This is a genomic window from Pseudanabaena mucicola FACHB-723, assembly GCF_014696385.1.
In the GTDB taxonomy this organism is placed as follows: domain Bacteria; phylum Cyanobacteriota; class Cyanobacteriia; order Pseudanabaenales; family Pseudanabaenaceae; genus Pseudanabaena.
Genome location: NZ_JACJQB010000024.1, coordinates 18042 through 37394, shown reverse-complemented (window position 1 = coordinate 37394; position 19353 = coordinate 18042). Strand labels below are relative to the sequence as shown.

Below are 19353 nucleotides of genomic sequence, written 5' to 3'. Positions count from 1 at the left end.
CTAAAACTGCTTGAGCCGATAGCCCAAACCATGTACGGTCTCGATCAGATCATCAGGTGCGCCGATGACTCTAAATTTCTGACGCAAACTGCGAATATGGGACTTAACCGCCTCTTCACTCGGTGGGTCATCTAGTGACCAGAGCCGCTCAATGATGCCCGGTCGACTCAAAACCCTACGCCCACTAGAGACTAATAATTCTAATAATTGATATTCCTTGGGAGTCAGGGATAACGGCTCACCGTCGTAGGTGACTTCATAGGTACTACTATTCAGAGATAAGCCCCCCCAAGATAACATCGAGATATTGCTCTTGCCACCACGACGGATTAGGGCGCGTACCTGTGCCATTAATTCCCCCATATCAAAGGGTTTGACCATATAGACATCGGCTCCCGCATCTAGTCCCAAAATCTTATCGGCGCTCGTATCCCTTGCGGTCAACATGAGGACTGGGTTATTTGCATTGTCGAGTAAATTACTTTCACGCAACTGATTGCATAGGCGCAAACCATCGATTTTAGGCAGGGTTACGTCCAAGATGATCAGATCGTATTCTAAGGTCTCTAAGCAATGCCATGCCATATCACCATCATTGGCAACATCAACAATAAACTGCTGATTAGTCAATGCTTCGGTTAGCATATCTGCTAGCTGAACATCGTCTTCGACAACTAATATTCTCATAATATGAAATGGAACTTAGAAAAGAAACTAACGGCGGTTGGCTTAGGTGCAGCCCTTTTAGTCATGGGGATCATCAGTTTGATTTCGTACCATAATGCGATTCAGCTTATTAGAAGTACAGAACGAATTAAGAGAAACTATTCTAACCTAGAAAATCTGACTGCGATTCAAGCAATCCTGAATGAAGCTGAATCTAGTCGGCGCGGTTATTTGCTCTTTGGGACAAACTTTGAGTTGGAACGCTACAATTTTGCGATCGCAAAATTAGGCAACAACCTTGATACCCTTGAGGCAAATCTGGGCAGTCAACCCGCCCAAAGTCAACACTTTCAAAAATTGCGATCGCTAATTGAGCAACGTCAAAGGCTATTGCAAACCGCAAATATCCTATTTCTGTTTAATCCAAATTTTCTATCCACCAATCATCCCGTGGTAATTGCTAGTAGGGAAACTCGCGAAAATCTTCGCCAATTGTTGATCACCATGAAAGCGGAAGAAGAAAATGCCTTAGAAATTTGGATTGCTAGATCTAGCGATTATATGCAGTACCGCTTGATGATTGAGAGCGTTGGTACTTTGATTAGCTTCACAATATTCTTGAGTATTTACTGTATTCTCTATAAGCAATTGTTAAAGCGCCAAGAAGCGGAACGAATCCAGCAAAAGTTGACGCAAGAGAAGGAATTAAGTGAACTCAAATTGGAGTTTTTAGCCCTTATATCCCATGAATTTCGGACCCCCTTAAGTGTGATCTTAGGCTCAGCCCAATTACTCAGAGAAACTTTGCCCAAACAGGTTGAGCGATCGCGTTTACGCAGTCTCACTCGCATTGAGTCCTCGGCAAAGGCAATGAAACAAATGTTCGCCGATATCCTCACCCTTGCTCGTGCCGATGCAGGAAAATTGGAATATCAGCCCAAGTGGGTGGAATTGCAATCCTTTTGTTTAAATTTGGTGGAAGACATGCAGATCAGTGATCAACAGGAGCATGTAATTAACTTGAGCGATATCGGCAATCGCACCCACGGCTGGTTTGACGAGGCGATGATCTATTCTGCATTAAGTAATTTGCTCTCTAATGCGCTGAAATATTCACCAGAAGGTAGCCATATCGACTTTATCCTTGATGGTAAAGTCGATATGATTACCTTCCAAGTCAAAGATGAAGGGATAGGTATATCCCCAGAGGATCATCTCACCTTATTTGAGCCATTCAGCCGTGGCACGAATGTCAAAAACATCGTCGGCACTGGCTTGGGGCTGTCACTGGTAAAGCATTGTCTGGATTTGCATCAGGGACAAGTCACCGTAGATAGCCAAGTTGGGCGCGGATCGATCTTTACCGTCCAAATCCCTCAACCTCGTTAGGTTGTACGCTAGGTTGAAGCCTTACAGCTAAGCTGCGATCGCAGATTGTGTTTTTTTTCTCATGTTTTTAGCAATTAATGACTCATACAAATGATGAATTTTGCCCGCAACGGCATCTTGGCTATAGTGAGAATGCACTCGCTGGTAACCTGCGCGACCCATGGCTTTAACGGTTTGTGGCTCTGTTAATAGTTTTGCGATCGCAGTTGACAATGCTTCAGGAGCACGAATTGGCACTAACAGCCCCGTTTCACCATCTTTGACCGTTTCTTGCAAGCCACCAACTCGACTAGCAATGACAGGCGTTCCTGCCGCCATCGCCTCAATGGCAACCAATCCAAATGGTTCATAGTAGCTAGGCACAACACATATATCCGCCATTGCATAGTAGGGAGGCAGTTCTGATTGATCGATTGCACCAACAAAACTTGCGATCGCATCTAAGCCTAGATCCTTAACCAAACCACGAATTCGTTGTTCCTCTTCCGTATCAACGCCACCCTTGCGACTACCACCGACCAAATACAGTTGATATTGATCCTTCAAAGGCTTAGGCAATTGAGCGCAAGCTCTGACCAAAGTTTCGATGCCTTTGCGTTCATCAAAGCGACCCACATACAGGATCACCTTCTGCTCCGCCGCAATCCCTAATTGTTTCCGCGCCGAAGCCTTGTCCACGCCAGAAAAATGCTCAATATCCACGCTACAAGGAATGATTTTAATCTCACCATGCTGAGATACTAATTCCCGTAAATCATGCTGCTCTTGTTGGCTAGTGGCAATCACACAGTCAGTTTGCTCTAAACAAGCCCATTCCACACCCAAGCGTGACAGGGCAATCTCTGGGACAGCATTCATGGCTCGATACTTCACTGCACCCACCGAGTGATAGGTATGCACTTGGGGAATACTCAATTGCGATCGCAGTTGCATTCCCACCCATCCCGATAGCCAATAATTAGAATGGATGATGTCATAATTCAGTCCAGATTGTTTCTGAAAATCTAGCCATGCTTCCACAAATTCAGGTAAGTAGGGAAACAATTCATCACGGTGAATAAATTTAGTTGGGCCAGCAGTGAGGCGAATGGTGCGGCATCCATTAGCATGTTGAATAATTTGAGGCTGCTGGGGATCTTCCCGACGGGTAAACATATCAACCTGACAGCCTCGCTTTGCCAAGGCAAAACCTAGAGATTTCACATAAAGATTTTGACCACCTGCTCCATCCTTACCAAGTTGAGCAGAAGGATCGCCATGTACCGAGATCAGTGCATAACGGTGTTGCGAGTCAATAGGCGTATACAGACTTCGCTCTAAAACCTCAGTATCCCAACTGGGTAGCCTAAATAGTTTGCTAGTCATAACCACTTTTCGATTAACAACAACATCAACCTAGCTGTGTTGTAGTTGGGAAACTGAGGTTAAAATGGGGATAAATCGGGGGGAGATTGCGATCGCTTACAGTTCATACAACGTCCTAAACCATTGCACAAATTTCTGAGCATTGGGATGGTTTGGATCAAAAATTGTTTTCTTCTTGACTGCTATTCCAATTTGTTGTGCTGGTTTCTCTTGCCAAGCTAACCAAGTATAAATATTGGCTTTGTCAATGTGGTTAGGCTTGATTTTTGCACCCCTAATTTTTGCTTCATTGACAGATTGTTTTGCGAACTCCCATATTTCTTGATTTTCCTCAGAAATGATGTCAGCCAAAAAGGTTTCTAACATACCACGCATCTTATTGTCAGGCATCATCCAAATCCCAAACTTAATTCCATTTAGCATATCCACAATCAGCCCTTCTTCTGGAAGTTCTTCAGGCAAATTGGGCATATTTTCTATTTTTAGACAAATATTTCTAACACTGCGCCAACGATCCTTCTTTGGCTTTTCATCGGCATCAAATATAATGCCAATGGCAACCAGTCCAGATGCGAGAAGCTCTGTAGCAATTACATCTGGTTTAACTATATTATCGAAACCATTTTGATCATCAATAAAAACAATAGGAGATTCTTGAGAACCACAATCTACACCATTTGCCTTCATCAATTCTGGAATCACAAGCTTTTCATCTTTTCCTTCAACCAATAACACTTTTTCTTTCATGGACTACCGCACCTCAATATGACGCTCGGCTGCGATCACAATTTGACGCTCAGTAAAGACAATACTATGAGGTTTCCCTTTCTCGATCCTGTGGATCGTAATCCCATCTTCACTAGGATTTTCTGCATTGGCGATATCCGCTAAACTCGTCCAGCAGTCATTGCTATGGGTAGTCGCAAAAATCTGCACGTTAAGGCGTTTTGCGGTTTCCCAGAGCATTTTCCACATATCAGACATCACTGTGAAGTGTAACCCTGTATCAATTTCATCAACTAACAAAACTCCATCTTTCGCATTTACAATTGCTAAAGCAAGCCCCAACATTCGCCACATCCCATCACCCATGCTACCAATTGGTATGCGTTGACTGTTATTAGACAACAAAACAAAAAATCCAACACGAGATTCTCTATATCTGATCAACTTGTTAGTTTTGTTAGTTGCAATTCTCTTAATATTTTTTTCTATTGTCTGAAGTGCCTCTATAACTAGATCTTCAGACGGAGTTAAAACTACTCGATCAAATAAATCAATCATTCGCTCTGGCATCAGTGATGATGAAGATACAAATTGCACTTTAACTTCAGTATCTTTTGGCAATCTACGAATACTACTTCTTGTGTAATCAATGGGAATTGCTTCGTTAATGGATAATGGTATTTTATCAGGTTCATCCCTTTTTCCTGAACGACTAATAGATAATATTTGTGCAGACCACTCTGATAAGAGGTTAGATTTTTCAGGATTATTCTCTATCGCCATAGATATTTCTGCTAAATCTCTTTCCTGTTTGCCAGTTATTGAAAATTTACAGCCTGTAGAAAGTTCGTGACCACAAAATATATGGCGGATATCTAATTCTCTATTTCCACTATCATCACTGATATATTCACCTCTCTCAACCATAATATTCTTTAATATTTGCAATACTTCAAGATTAGATTGAGAGATTAGTAATTGAATTGCTTCTAAAATAGAAGTTTTGCCACTGTTGTTAGTACCAACAATGAGATTTAACCTCCCTAGTTGTCCCATCTCAAAGGATGGGAAGCAACGGAAGTTTTCAATTTTGAGGGATTTCAACATAATTGAATACCAATTGTTTAAGCACTGAAATACTTAGCGATCGGATGATGCACAATCAACGCAGTAGTTGACTGTTCAGGATAGAGTTGTTCGCTCTCATCCATCTCTAACCCAACTCTTTTCGCATCTAGCAAATCTAGAAGCCTGTACTGATCCTGCATATTTGGACAGGCGGGATAGCCAAAACTATAGCGAGAGCCGTGATAGCGCTGGGCAAGAATATCACGGATATTATTGGGATCTTCTGCACCAAAGCCTAACTCACGACGAATGCGCGTATGTGTCCACTCGGCAACCGCTTCTGCCATCTGCACTGCAAGTCCATGGAAATAGAGATAATCAGTATATTGATTCGCCTTAAATAGACCCTGTGCAAACTCTGTCGCGATGTGACCAACCGTCACCGCTTGCAATGGTAAAACATCAATGATTCCCGACTCTTTTGGTGAAAAGAAATCGGCAATACAAAGGCGACGTAGCGATTTTTGACGTGGAAATACAAAGGAGCTAATCGGCTGTGAATTCGCGTTAATGCTAGCAATATCGTTAGCATCATAGACATAAACCGTGTTTCCTTCCGCTAACACAGGGAAATAGCCATATACCGAAGTTGGTGCGAGCAGTTTTTCATTAATGATCCGCTCTTTCCAAATTTCTAATACTGGATAAACCTTTTCTTGCAAGAAAGCATCATATTCCTCGCGAGACTGCTCCTGTGGTTTGCGGAATTGCCACTGTCCCGCAATCAAAGCTTGCATATCTAAATTCCAGAACAACTCCTCGTAGGGAATCTCTTCTGCTTGCAAAATCTTCGTTCCCCAGAAAGGTGGCGTAGGACGGGGAATATTCGTGTCAACCGCTTCAGAACGCACAATATCCAGATATCGCTCGGCAAGCAATGCTTCTTGTTTGGCTTTTTCTTCCGCCACAGTCATGCCACCATCACTCGCAGCTACTGCCAAATCAACAGCAAGTTCTTCATCAAGGAATCCCTGAGAATTTTCCCACTTACCCTCAGCCTTGGCGGGCATATATTTGTCCATAAAGTTGAGGTCAGAGAAAGCATCCTTGCCATAGATCACCTTGCCTTTATAGACATTTTGGCAATCGGTATAGACAAATTTTGGGGTCAGAGCCGCACCACCGAGGATCACGGGGACTGTAATGCCGCGATTGTTAAACTCTTGCAGGTTATCTTTCATAAACGCTGTGGACTTGACCAACAAGCCACTCATGGCAATGCAGTCGGCTTTGCATTCTTCATAGGCTTTGATAATATTCTCCACCGATTGCTTGATGCCGATATTGACGACTTTGTAGCCATTGTTAGAGAGAATGATATCGACAAGATTTTTACCAATATCATGGACATCGCCCTTAACTGTGGCAATCAGGAACACACCTTTATTTGCGCCTTCTTCTTTTTCCATGAACTTCTCAAGGAAAGCAACTGCTGATTTCATGGTTTCGGCGGATTGCAATACAAAGGGAAGTTGCATCTGTCCTGAGCCAAATAGATCGCCCACTACTTTCATGCCATCCAGCAGGAATTGATTAATGATCGTCAGTGGTTCGTGAGTTTTCAGAGCTTCCGTAAGTGCATCATCTAAACCAATGCGATCGCCATCGATAATATGATTTTTCAGTTTCTCTTCAATGGAGATATTCTCATCCACAACCTTGATGCGCTTGGCAGATACTCCTTCAAATAGTTTCGTAAACTCGCCAAGCGGATCGTAAGTACAAATATCACCATCAAATTTGCGCTGATCAAAAATCAACTGCCGCGCCACTTCCAATTCCCGCTCTGGAATCCGATTGAGCGGCACAATTTTACTCGCATGAACAATCGATGAGTCCATGCCCACCTTCATCGCTTCATGGAGAAATACAGAGTTAAGCACCACACGGGATGCGGGATTCAAGCCAAATGAAACATTGGAGACACCTAGCAGTACATGGGTTTCAGGCATGGCGGCTTTGATGCGCCGAATTGATTCAATGGTCGCCGCCGCATTTTGCCGATCTTCAGCAATTCCTGTAGAAATAGGTAGTGCCAGAGTATCAAAGAAAATTTCACTGGCAGGCATTCCCAATTCTTCGGTAGCTTGTTTGTAAGCACGGGAAGCAATTTCAAACTTTTTGTCTGCTGTCCGCGCCATGCCATCTTCATCAATTGTGCCGATAACGATACCTGCGCCATATTGTTTAGCTAGTTTGACGACTTTACAAAAACGCTCTTCTCCATCCTCGTAGTTGGTGGAATTGAGAATACATTTACCTCCTGCCACCTTCAGCCCCGCCTCCATTTTTTCCCATTCGGTGGAGTCGAGCATTAAAGGCAGAGTGACATTAGTGACAAGACGAGACACTAATTCGTGCATATCGCGTACGCCATCGCGTCCTACATAGTCCACGTTCACATCAAGGATATGTGCGCCCTCTTTGACCTGTGATCTTGCGATCGCAACTAGCCCATCCCAATCCTCAGCATTGAGTAAATCGCGAGTTTTCTTAGAGCCACTAGCATTAAGTCTTTCCCCCACAATCAGGAAAGAGTTGTCTTGAATATAGGGTTGAGAACTATAAATGGAAGCTGCTGAAGGTACAACAACAGGGTTTCTCTGTTTGGGTTTAAGAGTTTTTGCCACATCTGCCAGCGCCTTGATGTGAGCAGGAGTAGTCCCACAGCAGCCACCAATAACCTGTACTCCTAAATCTTCGACAAAGTGTTGCAAATGTACCCGTAAATCATCGGGAGTCAGACGATAAAAAGCATGTCCACCCACATTCTCAGGCAAACCAGCATTGGGGACACAGGACACGACAAAGGGCGAGTGTTGACTCAAATACTGCATATGCTCCTTCATTAAGTCGGGGCCAGTGGCACAGTTGAGACCCAATACATCGATGGGATAGGGTTCTAAAATCGTGACCACTGCCGAAATATCGGAGCCAACTAGCATTGTGCCAGTGGTTTCCATCGTTACCGATACCATGATGGGGATGCGTGGCTTGCCTTCGGCGGCTTTCTTTTCAAAAAATTCTGCGATCGCATTTAGAGCCACCTTAATTTGCAGCACGTCCTGACAAGTCTCGACCAACAGCAAATCTGCGCCGCCATCGTATAAACCTTCGATCTGCTCGATAAAGGACTGCTTCATATGATCGAAATCAATATGGAGCAAGGTGGGTAACTTTGTGGTTGGACCAATCGAGCCAGCGACAAAACGCGGTTTTTCTGGTGTAGAAAATTCGGCAGCGACGGATTTGGCTAACTCGGTAGCTTTCTTACTAAGCTCATAAGCCATGTGGCCGAGGTCATATTCAGCTAAAACAATCGATGTACCGCCAAAGGTGTCCGTCTCAATGACATCGGCTCCTGCAGCAAGAAAGTCACGATGCACTTTGGCGACTGCTTCGGGTTTAGTGATCACTAGATACTCGTTGCAACCCTCATACTCTGCGCCGCCAAAGTCCTCGGCAGTGAGGTTTTGTACTTGCAAGTTTGTACCCATTGCACCATCAAAAACAATGACAGGGCAATCGCTGCTATGAAGACGTTCCAGAAACAGGCTGGTCATTGGATCTATACCCTAAGCTAACAAAGTGACTCTAAGAAACTCATTCTAGTATTTTTTAGTGAATCTAATAATGGTTAGACGAAAACCATGGCGCACTTTGCCCTTGTGCTATGGTTTTCGTTCTGATTTTTAATTGCGCTTAGCTCGTTAGAGATTGTTTGAAAAGCACTGATTGGTTAAATCGTAACTCCATGGAGCGTATGCAAAAAATGTCGATTTCTGGGTTTGAGCTTTGGGAATAGTGTGCTGTAAGTGCGATCGCAAAATGAATGTGTGCAACCACGACAATTGCTCAAAGAATTAATAACAATAATTGATCAGTGAATTTAGGAAGCACAATGTCAGACTGTGGATGTCACATGGAAGCCAAGAATGCAGCAGAGCGTAAAACACTGCGGATTCTATTGCTGCTTAATGGGTTAATGTTTGTGGTGGGAATCGTGGCAGGAATAATCGCGAATTCTACTGCCCTAGTTGCCGACTCATTAGATATGCTTGCAGATGCCTCGGTGTACATGATTTCGCTTTATGCAGTGGGCAAATCAGCACGCGACAAGAATCGTGCAGCGACCCTAAGTGGCATTTTTCAAATCACATCAGCGATGATGGTTGTTGTCGATGTGATTAGACGGTTTGTGTGGGGCAGTTCGCCAGAATCTGGCTGGATGATGGCAACGGCGCTCTTGTCCCTGATTGTGAATAGTTATGGCTTGTATCTGCTCTCAAAGCACCGTCGCGGCGAGGTACATATGCGAGCAAGTTGGATCTTTACTCAAAATGATGTCATCGCAAATTTTAGTGTGATGATTGCAGGGTTTCTCGTAACTCTGTTCAATTCTCGATTTCCTGATTTGATTGTTGGCTTGGGCATCGCCAGTCTAGTTGTTTGGGGTGGAATCAGTATTATTCGAGATGCCCAACATGATAGAAAAATGCAAAAAGTTGTTTAGTGGCATATAGCTAAGTACGTTAAGACATAAAACCAAAATAGAGTTGCGGCGCGAAGCGCCGCAACTCTATAGACAGACAATGATGACCGCAGGGTAAGGATAAGATTTAATTTTTGATAATTTTTTGCCAGTGGTTAATTTTTCGTGTATTTTGATTGGCACTAGCACACAGTCGCACACAGTCATTGGTGTTGCTTTGATTTGATTTGATTTTATCCGTTGGTTAAGAGGAATTTCTGTATGCGGTGTAAGCCCAGTCTTTTTAGTGCGATCGCAACGAGCCTGACATTTTTAGTAGTTGCCCCACCGATTTGGGCAGGGTCACTAAATGCGCCGCAGATTGCTCAACCAACTGATAACCTTAGCCAACTGCCACAGATGGCAGCACTGCTGTATGTATCGCCAAATGCGAATTCTAACGGGGATGGATCTCCGAATAATCCCTACGGATCAATTACGGCAGCTCTAGCGACTAATCCCACGGCAGGAACAGTAATTCAGCTACAGCAGGGTGTTTATACCGAAGCAACAGGCGAGATTTTCCCCATTAAATTACCTGTAGGGGTCACTTTGCGGGGTGAGCCAACGGTAAGAGGCATTAACACGATTATTCGTGGGGGTGGCAGATTTTTGAGTCCTTCGTTTGCTAGCCAAAATATTATGCTATTGGCTGACAATGACACCAGAATTGAAGGAATTACCCTGACCAATCCGAATACAAGGGGAACAGCAATTTGGGCAGAGTCTAGTAAGCGCGTGACCTTAGCCAATAATACTTTTGCTAATAGTAATCGGGAAGGACTATTTTTAGCGGGGACTGCCGATGTAATTGTGAATGAAAATCTATTTAAGCAGAATGGAGCTAATGGAATCTCGGCGGTTGGTAATAGCACAGGCGAGATTCGGAATAATACCTTTGAAAGTACAGGCTTTGGCTTAGCGATTGGACAGAACTCGCGGGTGAATGTGACCAATAACAACATTATCAACAATGTTGATGGCATTGTGATTTCCAATCTGGCTGCGCCAGTGTTGCGAAATAACTTGATTACGAATAATAAACGCGATGGTATTGTCATTCTCAAGGATCGCAAGGGCTATCCTACCCCCGATTTGGGAACTTCGACTAACTTGGGGAATAATACCTTTAAAGACAATCTAGGCAAGGATCTCAATAATAACTCTGGAGTAACTCAAGTTGCGGTCGGCAATGACTTGAATTCTAAAAAGATTGCAGGAAATATCGCCTTTGTCGGGGAATCTCCTGCCGCGCCTGCGCCCACCATTGCTAGTACACCTATTCCTACTCCTTCCGTGAGGACAGTATTACCTGTCGCCACGAATAATAAACCTGTCGTGCCTAGTCAGGTTTCCAATGCAAATACTATTGAAATTACCAAAGCACCTGCGGAAACCAGCTTTAAGCCTCCTATTACGCCGCCCACTGCCCTAGCGCCATCCAGCAGCAGTATTTTTGTGGAGCCGTTGCCTGATGTGCCGCAACCAATTTCTGGCAACGCATCTTCTACCTCAAATAATTTAATAGCGGCTGCCCCAAAGTCATCTCAAACTAATTCTCAAGTTAATAATGAGATTCTGATAGAGCGTGATCCTGTGCCAAGTATTCCCACTCAGCCTTTGCGATCGCAATTTATCCCTAGCACTCCTCCCGCAGTTCCTAACACTTCTCCCAATACCTTAGAAGTAACTCCCACCACATCAACCCCCGTTAGCGCTGCACCCGTTCCTTACAATCCCCAAATCGCTGCTCTTGTGCCACCACCTGCCAATGAGACATTCCCCTATTTGGTAGTAATTCCCTCTGCTGATGGCGAGTTGCTCGGTCAAGTCCGCAGTGCTGTACCCACTGCCAAAATCATTTCTTCGCGATTCGGTAATATCATTATGGTGCAGGGCTATCCCGATCGCGATCGCGCTGAGGTCTTAAAGGTGATTATGCGATCGGGCATAGGCGTAGATGCGCGGGTCATCCATCAAAACAGTCTCTAAACCATGCAAGAAACAATCGCTGCAAATCTGTCCATGTCTGAGCCGATGATTGTCGCCCAAGACGTGCATAAGTGGTATGGCAACTTCCATGTCCTCAAAGGTGTGAATCTGACTGTCAATCGTGGTGAAGTGGTGGTGATTATGGGCCCATCGGGTTCAGGTAAGTCCACCTTTGCTAGAACCTTCAATGCCCTAGAGGAATATCAAAGGGGCAAAATCTTCATTGATGGATTTGAACTATCGCCTGAAAATCATCGTAATATCGATACAATTCGCCGCGAAGTGGGGATGGTATTTCAGCAATTCAATCTTTTTCCGCATCTGACGGTTTTCCAAAATATTACCCTCGCGCCTTCATGGGTGCGAAAGTGGTCAAAAACAAAGTCTGCTGAGGTTGCTACCCAATTATTAGAACGAGTGGGGATTTCGCAGCAGGCGCATAAGTATCCATTGCAGCTATCGGGCGGACAACAACAACGGGTGGCGATCGCCAGAGCCTTGGCAATGCAGCCGAAAATTATGCTCTTTGATGAGCCAACTTCATCCCTTGATCCTGAGATGGTGCGGGAAGTTCTCGATGTGATGCGAGCGTTGGCGGATTCGGGAATGACCATGGTGGTCGTCACCCATGAGGTGGGGTTTGCCCGTGAAGTTGCCGATCGGATCGTGTTTATGGATGGTGGTGTGATTGTGGAAGAGGCTCAACCTGAAGAGTTTTTCCAAAATCCGCAACAGGAGCGCACCAAGAAGTTTTTGTCACAGATTTTGTAATTCTATAAGCCTGTGCCACCCACTAGGCGGGTGGCACAGGCTTTATTTTTTGTGAAATCGCAGACGGTTTATAAATGCTTGAGGTTAAGATAGGCGTGCAAACCTAGCCAGTGCTGAGCTGGTGCTATGGAGGATCTGATGCCTAACGATTTGCCGAAGAACTTTTTGGATCAATTGCGGGAAATGACGGTTGTGGTTGCCGATACAGGAGATATCCATGCGATCGAACTAGTCAAGCCCCAAGATGCTACGACGAATCCCTCCTTGATTACCGCAGCCGCGCAGATGCCGCAGTATCAAGAAATTGTGGATGAAACCCTAATTGCTGCAAGAAATGAACTAGGCAAAGATGCACCTGCCAAACAAGTAGCTTCCTTAGCCTTTGACCGTCTGGCGGTTGCCTTTGGAATGCGAATCTTACAAATTATCCCCGGTCGTGTTTCTACGGAAGTCGATGCGCGGCTGTCCTACGACACAATCGCCACCTTAGAAAAAGCCCATTACTTAATCGCCCAATACGAAGCCCATGGTATTTCTCGCGATCGCGTTTTGATTAAAATCGCGGCAACGTGGGAGGGAATCAAGGCAGCAGAAGCATTAGAGAAGGAAGGAATTCATTGCAACTTGACTTTGTTGTTTGGATTGCATCAAGCGATTGCCTGTGCGGAAGCAGGCGTGAAATTAATTTCGCCCTTTGTGGGACGGATTCTCGATTGGCATAAAAAAGATACAGGTCGTGATAGTTATCCTGCTGCTGAAGATCCCGGAGTTTTGTCTGTGTCCCGAATTTATAACTACTACAAAAAGTTTGGGTATAAAACCGAAATCATGGGTGCAAGTTTTCGCAATATGGGCGAAATTGTCGAACTGGCGGGTTGCGATTTGCTGACGATTTCCCCTGCACTGCTCGATGAACTGCAACATACCGAGGGTGAGTTGATGCGTAAACTTGATCCTGCGATCGCAATTAACGCGGAGATTGCCCAGATCCCTATGGATAAAGCCACCTTCGATGCGATGCACGCTAGCGATCGCATGGCATCGGAAAAACTTGATGAAGGTATTAAGGGCTTCTCGAAGGCACTGGTGGCTTTAGAAGAATTGCTAGCGGAGCGTCTGACGAAACTTGAAGCGCTCTAGACTTGGATTAATTTGCATTAAACAGCATAAAAATGACGATGGGGATCTAGTCTGCTAAAATCAGGGCTAGGTATTTGCACTCCTGTTTAGTTCATGCCCCACTTATTTGGGAATCCCCATTTTTCAGGAATCCCCAGTTAATTAAGGAATAATTTTAGAGTCACGTCACCGCCATGATGCAATCGGAAAATCTTCGTCAACGTGCCGCCGTTCTGGGTTTGCAAATTTTTAGCAAACGATCTGCCACTCGGCTTGGCATCGTAACGCAAATCTGGCTAGATGTTGATCAGCGCCGAGTAACTGGGGTGACTGTATCAGAGCGCTTTGTGCCAGGCACTCCGATTGGGATTGGCGATGCTTTTTTTATGTCCCTTGACAATATTGATTTGCTGGGACCAGATGCAATTTTGGTGGATGACGAGTCGGTACTCGAAGATATTTTGATCACCGAGCGCTACACCAGTCTGATTAACAATGAAGTGGTTACTGAGTCGGGTGAGCCATTGGGCAAAGTCCGCGACTTTAAATTTGACCCTGAGACGGGTGATTTGCTGTTTTTGATTGTCGCCTCCGTGGGCAATCCGATTATTCCTGCTAGCTTGATCAGTACCTATGAGCTAGATGTGAATGAAATTATTGCCGTTGGGCGTGATCGCATTATTGTCACCGAGGGCATGGAAGATCGGATGACGCAACTGAGCAAGGGCTTGTTAGAGCGGCTCGGTTTGGGCAAAGCGCCTTGGGAAGATGAATTTGATGATGACTACATGCCACCGACGACCACAATCCGCGACAATGCGCTGTCGTCAGGCACTAGAAGCACCTACTCGCCACCACCGCAACAACAGCGTCCTGTCTATCGCCAAGAGCAAGCTTGGGATGATGGGGACAACTGGGCTGAGGAGAGAGTGCCTGTAAACCCACCACCCCAACGTCGTCAAGCGAGAGCAGCCGAAATCCGTCCTGAGCCATCACGCCCAGTCGTGCCACCAACGCCGATTGATACCTACGATGATGAGTACGATGATTTTGAAGATGATTATCTAGAATCTCCGAAAACCAATTTTCGTAACGAAACCCAGCAGCAGATCCGTGATGCTTGGGGCGAACCCAAGATTCCTGACAAGTCCAAACAACGCTTTCCTGAAGAGGAATTTGACGAAATTTAATGCTACCCCGTGACTTACTCGATCGCGTTGAAAATAGGGAAACCCTCAGCCGTTTGTTGGATCTAGCCGATCGGGCGATCCAGACTTGGGATGTGGTGTGCAGCGATTTTTTGTCGCCGCCTGAAATTACAGAAGCCTTGCAGGTCTTTAGTCGCATGACGGAGATCCATTGCCTCGCATGGGGCGGCTATGCACAGGCTGAGCGGCAAAGAATTGCGATCGCAAGATCCGAGTTACCCCTTGACGAATCGATGGTCAGCCTCACACCGATCTCGATTTCTGGTAATTTTTTATTCGATACGGCAACCCATCGTGACTTTTTGGGGGCAATCCTTGGTACAGGGATTGAGCGACAAAAGGTGGGTGATGTCAATGTTTTGGGCGAAAAAGGCGCACAGGCAATTGTTGTACCTGAGTTGCTGGAATATTTGCAAATCCATTTCAATCAGGTTCGCACCGTGCCTGTCAAGGTAACTGCGATCGCAATTGAAGACCTGAAAATTCGCATCCCCGTCACCAAAGAACTAACCTCCACCGAAGCATCATTGCGTCTCGATGCGATCGCCTCGGCTGGGTTTGGGATGTCTCGTAGCAAAATGGTTGATCTGATCAACGGTGATGATGTGCGGGTGAACTGGAAAACAGTCTCACAGCCGAGCTATCAAGTCAAATCTGGTGATTTGATAGCGATTCGTGGCAAGGGTAGAGTCACCGTTGGCGAAATTATGATCACCAAAAAAGAGCGTTATCGAGTGCAAATGACGAGATCGGTATAAATCCTCAAAAATTTAAAAGCGCTGCGAAGCAGCGCTTTTAAATTTTTTGAATTCTCGAACGTAAAATACATAAGTATTAAGTAATCCAAAACATAGAAATTCAAGAAAAATAGACCTATGGACGTAAAAGCCGCAGTTGCATTTGCCGCAGGACAGCCGCTCAAAATCGAGACCGTCCAACTAGGTCATCCCAGAGCAGGGGAAGTCTTAGTGGAGATCAAAGCGACAGGAGTATGTCATACCGATGCTTTTACCCTCTCTGGCGCTGATCCTGAAGGATTATTTCCTGCTATTTTGGGGCATGAGGGTGCGGGCGTTGTCGTAGAAGTGGGGGCGGGAGTGACATCTCTCCAAGCTGGCGATCATGTCATTCCTCTCTATACGCCTGAATGTCGTAACTGTTCCTATTGTCTCAGTGGCAAAACCAATCTTTGTCAAGCGATCCGTGTCACCCAAGGGCAGGGACTCATGCCCGATGGCACAAGTCGCTTCTCCTTAAATGGTGAAAAAATTCACCACTATATGGGAACTTCTACTTTTGCCAACTACACGGTACTGCCAGAAATTGCCCTCGCGAAAATCCGTAAAGATGCTCCCTTTGAGAAGGTGTGCTATATCGGGTGTGGCGTAACTACGGGCATCGGTGCGGTGATTAATACTGCCAAAGTGGAAGTTGGTTCAAATGTCGTGATTTTTGGATTGGGAGGAATTGGCTTAAATGTGATCCAAGCCTGTCGCATGGTCGGTGCAGATATGATTGTCGGCGTGGACATCAATCCGAAAAAAATTGCGCTTGCGGAAAAGATGGGGATGACACATTTTGTGAATCCTTTGGAAGTAGAAGGTGATCTCGTTCCGTATCTAGTAGACCTCACCAAAGGCGGTGCTGACTATAGCTTTGAATGTATTGGTAGAACTGAAACCATGCGCCAAGCCCTCGAATGCTGCCATAAGGGTTGGGGAGTAAGTGTGATCGTTGGGGTCGCTGGGGCAGGTCAAGAAATTAGTACCAGACCCTTTCAACTGGTGACGGGGCGTGTCTGGAAAGGTACAGCTTTTGGTGGTGCAAAGGGTCGAACCGATGTGCCAAAAATTGTGGATTGGTATATGGATGGCAAGATCGACATCGACAGTTTGATTACGAATGTAATGCCGATTGAAGAGATCAATGAAGCCTTTGCGATGATGCACAGGGGCGATGCGATTCGGACAGTGTTAACCTTTTAGTCTTGTGCCGCCCGCATAGCGGGCGGCACAAAGTAACTAATTGCTATGCTCGGCTAGTAACTGCTTGGCTCTAGGCTTAAACAATAGATGGAAAAGAACATCGACATATCGCAATAAATCTTCGCGCTTCTCATGGGAAGTGTGATTCCAGAAGCCATAGATACGGGCTAGGGAAAGTAGTCGCGTGGTGTGAATTTTCCAAGTGTAGGCGGTATATACTCTTGCGATCGCATTTTCAGAGATGGCTTGCCAAGCTTGGGGATCTTGCTCGCATTTAGCAATGAAATTGAGGATAATTTCTGCCATTTCGTCCAATTGGGTGGGATTGATATGGAAGCCATTGACTCCATTTTGAATGATCTCCTGTGGCCCGCCGAACATGGTGGCGAAGGTGGGTAAGCCTGTCACCATTGACTCTAAAACTGTTAAACCAAAGGCTTCAAATAGCGCGGGCTGGACAAATATGCCCTTGCGATCGGCGATTAATCTATAAACTTCACCCGTATCTGTTTTGGAGAGGCGCACCCCTAACCAACGGATTTTGCCATGCAAATTGTATTGATTGATGATGTCATAGAGTTTCACAATTTCGGCAGCCTCTTCGCGATCGCTAGTGTCTTCGGTTCGTAACTTACCCGCAATCAAAATTAAGTTGCAACGTTCTTGCAGTTCTGGACTTTTGCCAAAACATTCTGCTAGACCTGTGAGATTTTTGACATGATCTAGCCTTGCCATCGAGAACAACGGACGCTTGCTGGGAGCATCTAGCTTGCCAAAGACTTGACCATCATCTTCGAGGGTAAAGAGCAGTTCTTCGAGGCGAGTTTGTTGATCGTGTAAGCGATCGCAATTTTGGGAATAGGGAAAGAAATAAGCCTCATTCACCCCTGGTGGCACGATGTTAAATTTGGGGCTAAATAGCTCAATACCATTGATCACATGGTACAAGTCGGGCATGGTGAAAGACTTATAGGATTCATACTGTCCCACACTGTCGGGTGTACCCACAATTTCTTGATAGCTGCTACTCAGCACAAAGTTAGCTGAGTTCATCGTCAAGAGGTCAACGGTAAACTGAAGCGAAAAATGGTATTTGTCTTCAAGGTCTTGCCAATACAGATTGCTAAATAAATATTTTGATTTTTCTAAGGCATGGGCGATCGTGCAGTGGGTAACTTTGAGCTGACGAGCCAGCAAGAAAGCCACCAGATTGCCATCGGAATAGTTACCAACAAATAGATCAGGCTTGCCTTGAAACTCTGCTAATAATTCCTTTTGAGCATCAATGGCATAGGTTTCTAGATAGGGCCAAATGTCAAAGCGTGAAATCCAATTTTGAGTAATGCTGGCATTAAACTCACGGAAGGGGACTCTCAAAATCCAAGTGTTATCCGTGCCATAGACTTTTTCGAGACGCTGATCGCAGGTCGTGCCGTCGCTATTGGGGATCAAGCGCGACAGAATAATCACCTTGGGTTGAATCTCTAACCCTGCTAGAGCGATATCCTCTTGCAATTGGCGCTCTAGGTTTTTGGCTTGGTCTAATACATAGACAACCTGCCCACCTGTGTCAGGTCTACCCAATACGCCTTCCTGTCCAAACCAACCATGGACTGATACCAAAGCGATCCGAAAAATCATCGGAATTCTTGATAGAAATATTTCGAGGGTTTGATCGTCAGGGGAATCAATCAAACTGTCCAGTAGCTCTAGAGATTCTTTGATGCGTCCAACATTGTTGCCCCAACCTGCTTCAAAACCGAGATCCTGCAAACTAAAGCGGACTTCATTGAATGGGGTTTGGGGTTGATGCCGATCGAGCATTGCGATCGCATTTTTGACCTGAACTGATAACTGATTAGTGGAGCTAATCCGTCCATTAATCAGTAATTGCATCCCATTGTAGGCATGGACACTCAGAAATTCAAATAGAGCGGTTAACCCTTGAGCCGTGTCTTGGAATAGTTGACTAGAAAGATAACGATTGAGAAACTGGACACCCTTGCCGATATTCTTGGGATCGCGGATATTTGGGGAATAGTCATAGAAGGGATTGAAATCAATTTCAAGGGTATTCCCTTCTTCGGGATTGAAGCGATTGACTAAGCGATCGCGCAGATCGAGTAAGTCTTTAGTATTAATCTGCTGCACCGCCAGATCATCGGTAATCCGAAATACTTCTTGATGGGCAATTTGAGGACGTACAACCAAACAGGCATTGCCATCACCGAGAATAATCTCTTGGGTATAGTAAAGCAGTTTGCCAAGGGAAGATGTATTGACAAAGTGGGCATCCTTTTCTTGCCGTACGCAGTATTCAGCAAACTCTATAGCGATATCGTTGCGGAGTAAATAGCGCTTTTCTTGTTGATGTAAGCGATTGAGAAACTGGCGTAGATCTGTTTTCTCTTCATTGCCTAAAATCGACTGAATTAGTGAAAGCATATATAGATTCCTGTTGTATTTGTTCTAT

General features: G+C 45.1%; 14 protein-coding genes. 8 read left to right on the top strand and 6 right to left on the bottom strand.

Annotated features, from left to right (window positions below):
* Entirely contained in the window at positions 1–687 is a 687-nt protein-coding gene (locus tag H6F41_RS12165; protein WP_190403744.1) for a response regulator transcription factor, read from the bottom strand.
* Positions 688–690: 3 nt separating this feature from the next.
* Here H6F41_RS12165 and H6F41_RS12160 point away from each other — a divergent pair, with 3 nt between their 5' ends.
* Positions 691–2055: a sensor histidine kinase gene (locus H6F41_RS12160; protein ID WP_190403743.1), complete on the top strand. Its 1365-nt coding sequence runs from the start codon at positions 691–693 to the stop codon at positions 2053–2055.
* Between the two features lie 27 nt (positions 2056–2082).
* On the opposite strand, the gene H6F41_RS12155 is transcribed toward H6F41_RS12160, so the two are convergent.
* From H6F41_RS12155 to metH, 4 genes are all read right to left on the bottom strand, one after another.
* Positions 2083–3420, bottom strand: coding sequence for a glycosyltransferase family 4 protein (locus H6F41_RS12155; RefSeq protein ID WP_190403742.1), 1338 nt, complete (start codon positions 3418–3420; stop codon positions 2083–2085).
* Between the two features lie 96 nt (positions 3421–3516).
* The gene (locus tag H6F41_RS12150) at positions 3517–4167 is read right to left on the bottom strand and encodes a DUF3226 domain-containing protein (RefSeq protein ID WP_190403741.1); all 651 of its coding nucleotides are present in this window, start codon (positions 4165–4167) and stop codon (positions 3517–3519) included.
* 3 nt (positions 4168–4170) lie between these two features.
* Positions 4171–5253, bottom strand: a complete 1083-nt coding sequence (locus H6F41_RS12145; RefSeq protein ID WP_190403740.1) for an AAA family ATPase — start codon at positions 5251–5253, stop codon at positions 4171–4173.
* A 17-nt stretch (positions 5254–5270) separates the two neighbouring features.
* Complete coding sequence (gene metH / locus H6F41_RS12140; protein ID WP_190403739.1) at positions 5271–8837, bottom strand: methionine synthase; 3567 nt, start codon at positions 8835–8837, stop codon at positions 5271–5273.
* Positions 8838–9175: 338 nt separating this feature from the next.
* Here metH and H6F41_RS12135 point away from each other — a divergent pair, with 338 nt between their 5' ends.
* From H6F41_RS12135 to H6F41_RS12105, 7 genes are all read left to right on the top strand, one after another.
* Positions 9176–9787: a cation diffusion facilitator family transporter gene (locus H6F41_RS12135; protein ID WP_190403738.1), complete on the top strand. Its 612-nt coding sequence runs from the start codon at positions 9176–9178 to the stop codon at positions 9785–9787.
* A 240-nt stretch (positions 9788–10027) separates the two neighbouring features.
* Positions 10028–11797, top strand: a complete 1770-nt coding sequence (locus H6F41_RS12130) for a DUF1565 domain-containing protein (RefSeq protein WP_190403737.1) — start codon at positions 10028–10030, stop codon at positions 11795–11797.
* A 3-nt stretch (positions 11798–11800) separates the two neighbouring features.
* Positions 11801–12568 carry an amino acid ABC transporter ATP-binding protein gene (locus tag H6F41_RS12125; protein ID WP_322095913.1) on the top strand — a complete coding sequence of 256 codons (768 nt, stop codon included), beginning with the start codon at positions 11801–11803 and terminating at the stop codon, positions 12566–12568.
* A 150-nt stretch (positions 12569–12718) separates the two neighbouring features.
* Positions 12719–13708 carry a transaldolase gene (locus tag H6F41_RS12120; RefSeq protein ID WP_190403767.1) on the top strand — a complete coding sequence of 330 codons (990 nt, stop codon included), beginning with the start codon at positions 12719–12721 and terminating at the stop codon, positions 13706–13708.
* A gap of 173 nt (positions 13709–13881) precedes the next feature.
* A complete protein-coding gene (locus H6F41_RS12115; protein ID WP_190403736.1) occupies positions 13882–14877 on the top strand; it encodes a PRC-barrel domain-containing protein in 996 nt (331 codons plus the stop codon).
* Positions 14877–15653: a photosystem II S4 domain protein gene (locus H6F41_RS12110; protein ID WP_190403735.1), complete on the top strand. Its 777-nt coding sequence runs from the start codon at positions 14877–14879 to the stop codon at positions 15651–15653. Before H6F41_RS12115 ends, H6F41_RS12110 begins: the two co-directional genes overlap by 1 nt.
* 117 nt (positions 15654–15770) lie before the next feature.
* Positions 15771–16880 carry an S-(hydroxymethyl)glutathione dehydrogenase/class III alcohol dehydrogenase gene (locus H6F41_RS12105; protein WP_190403734.1) on the top strand — a complete coding sequence of 370 codons (1110 nt, stop codon included), beginning with the start codon at positions 15771–15773 and terminating at the stop codon, positions 16878–16880.
* A gap of 36 nt (positions 16881–16916) precedes the next feature.
* Here H6F41_RS12105 and H6F41_RS12100 read toward each other — a convergent pair whose 3' ends face one another.
* The gene (locus H6F41_RS12100) at positions 16917–19325 is read right to left on the bottom strand and encodes a sucrose synthase (protein WP_190403733.1); all 2409 of its coding nucleotides are present in this window, start codon (positions 19323–19325) and stop codon (positions 16917–16919) included.
* Between the last annotated feature and the right edge of the window lie 28 nt (positions 19326–19353).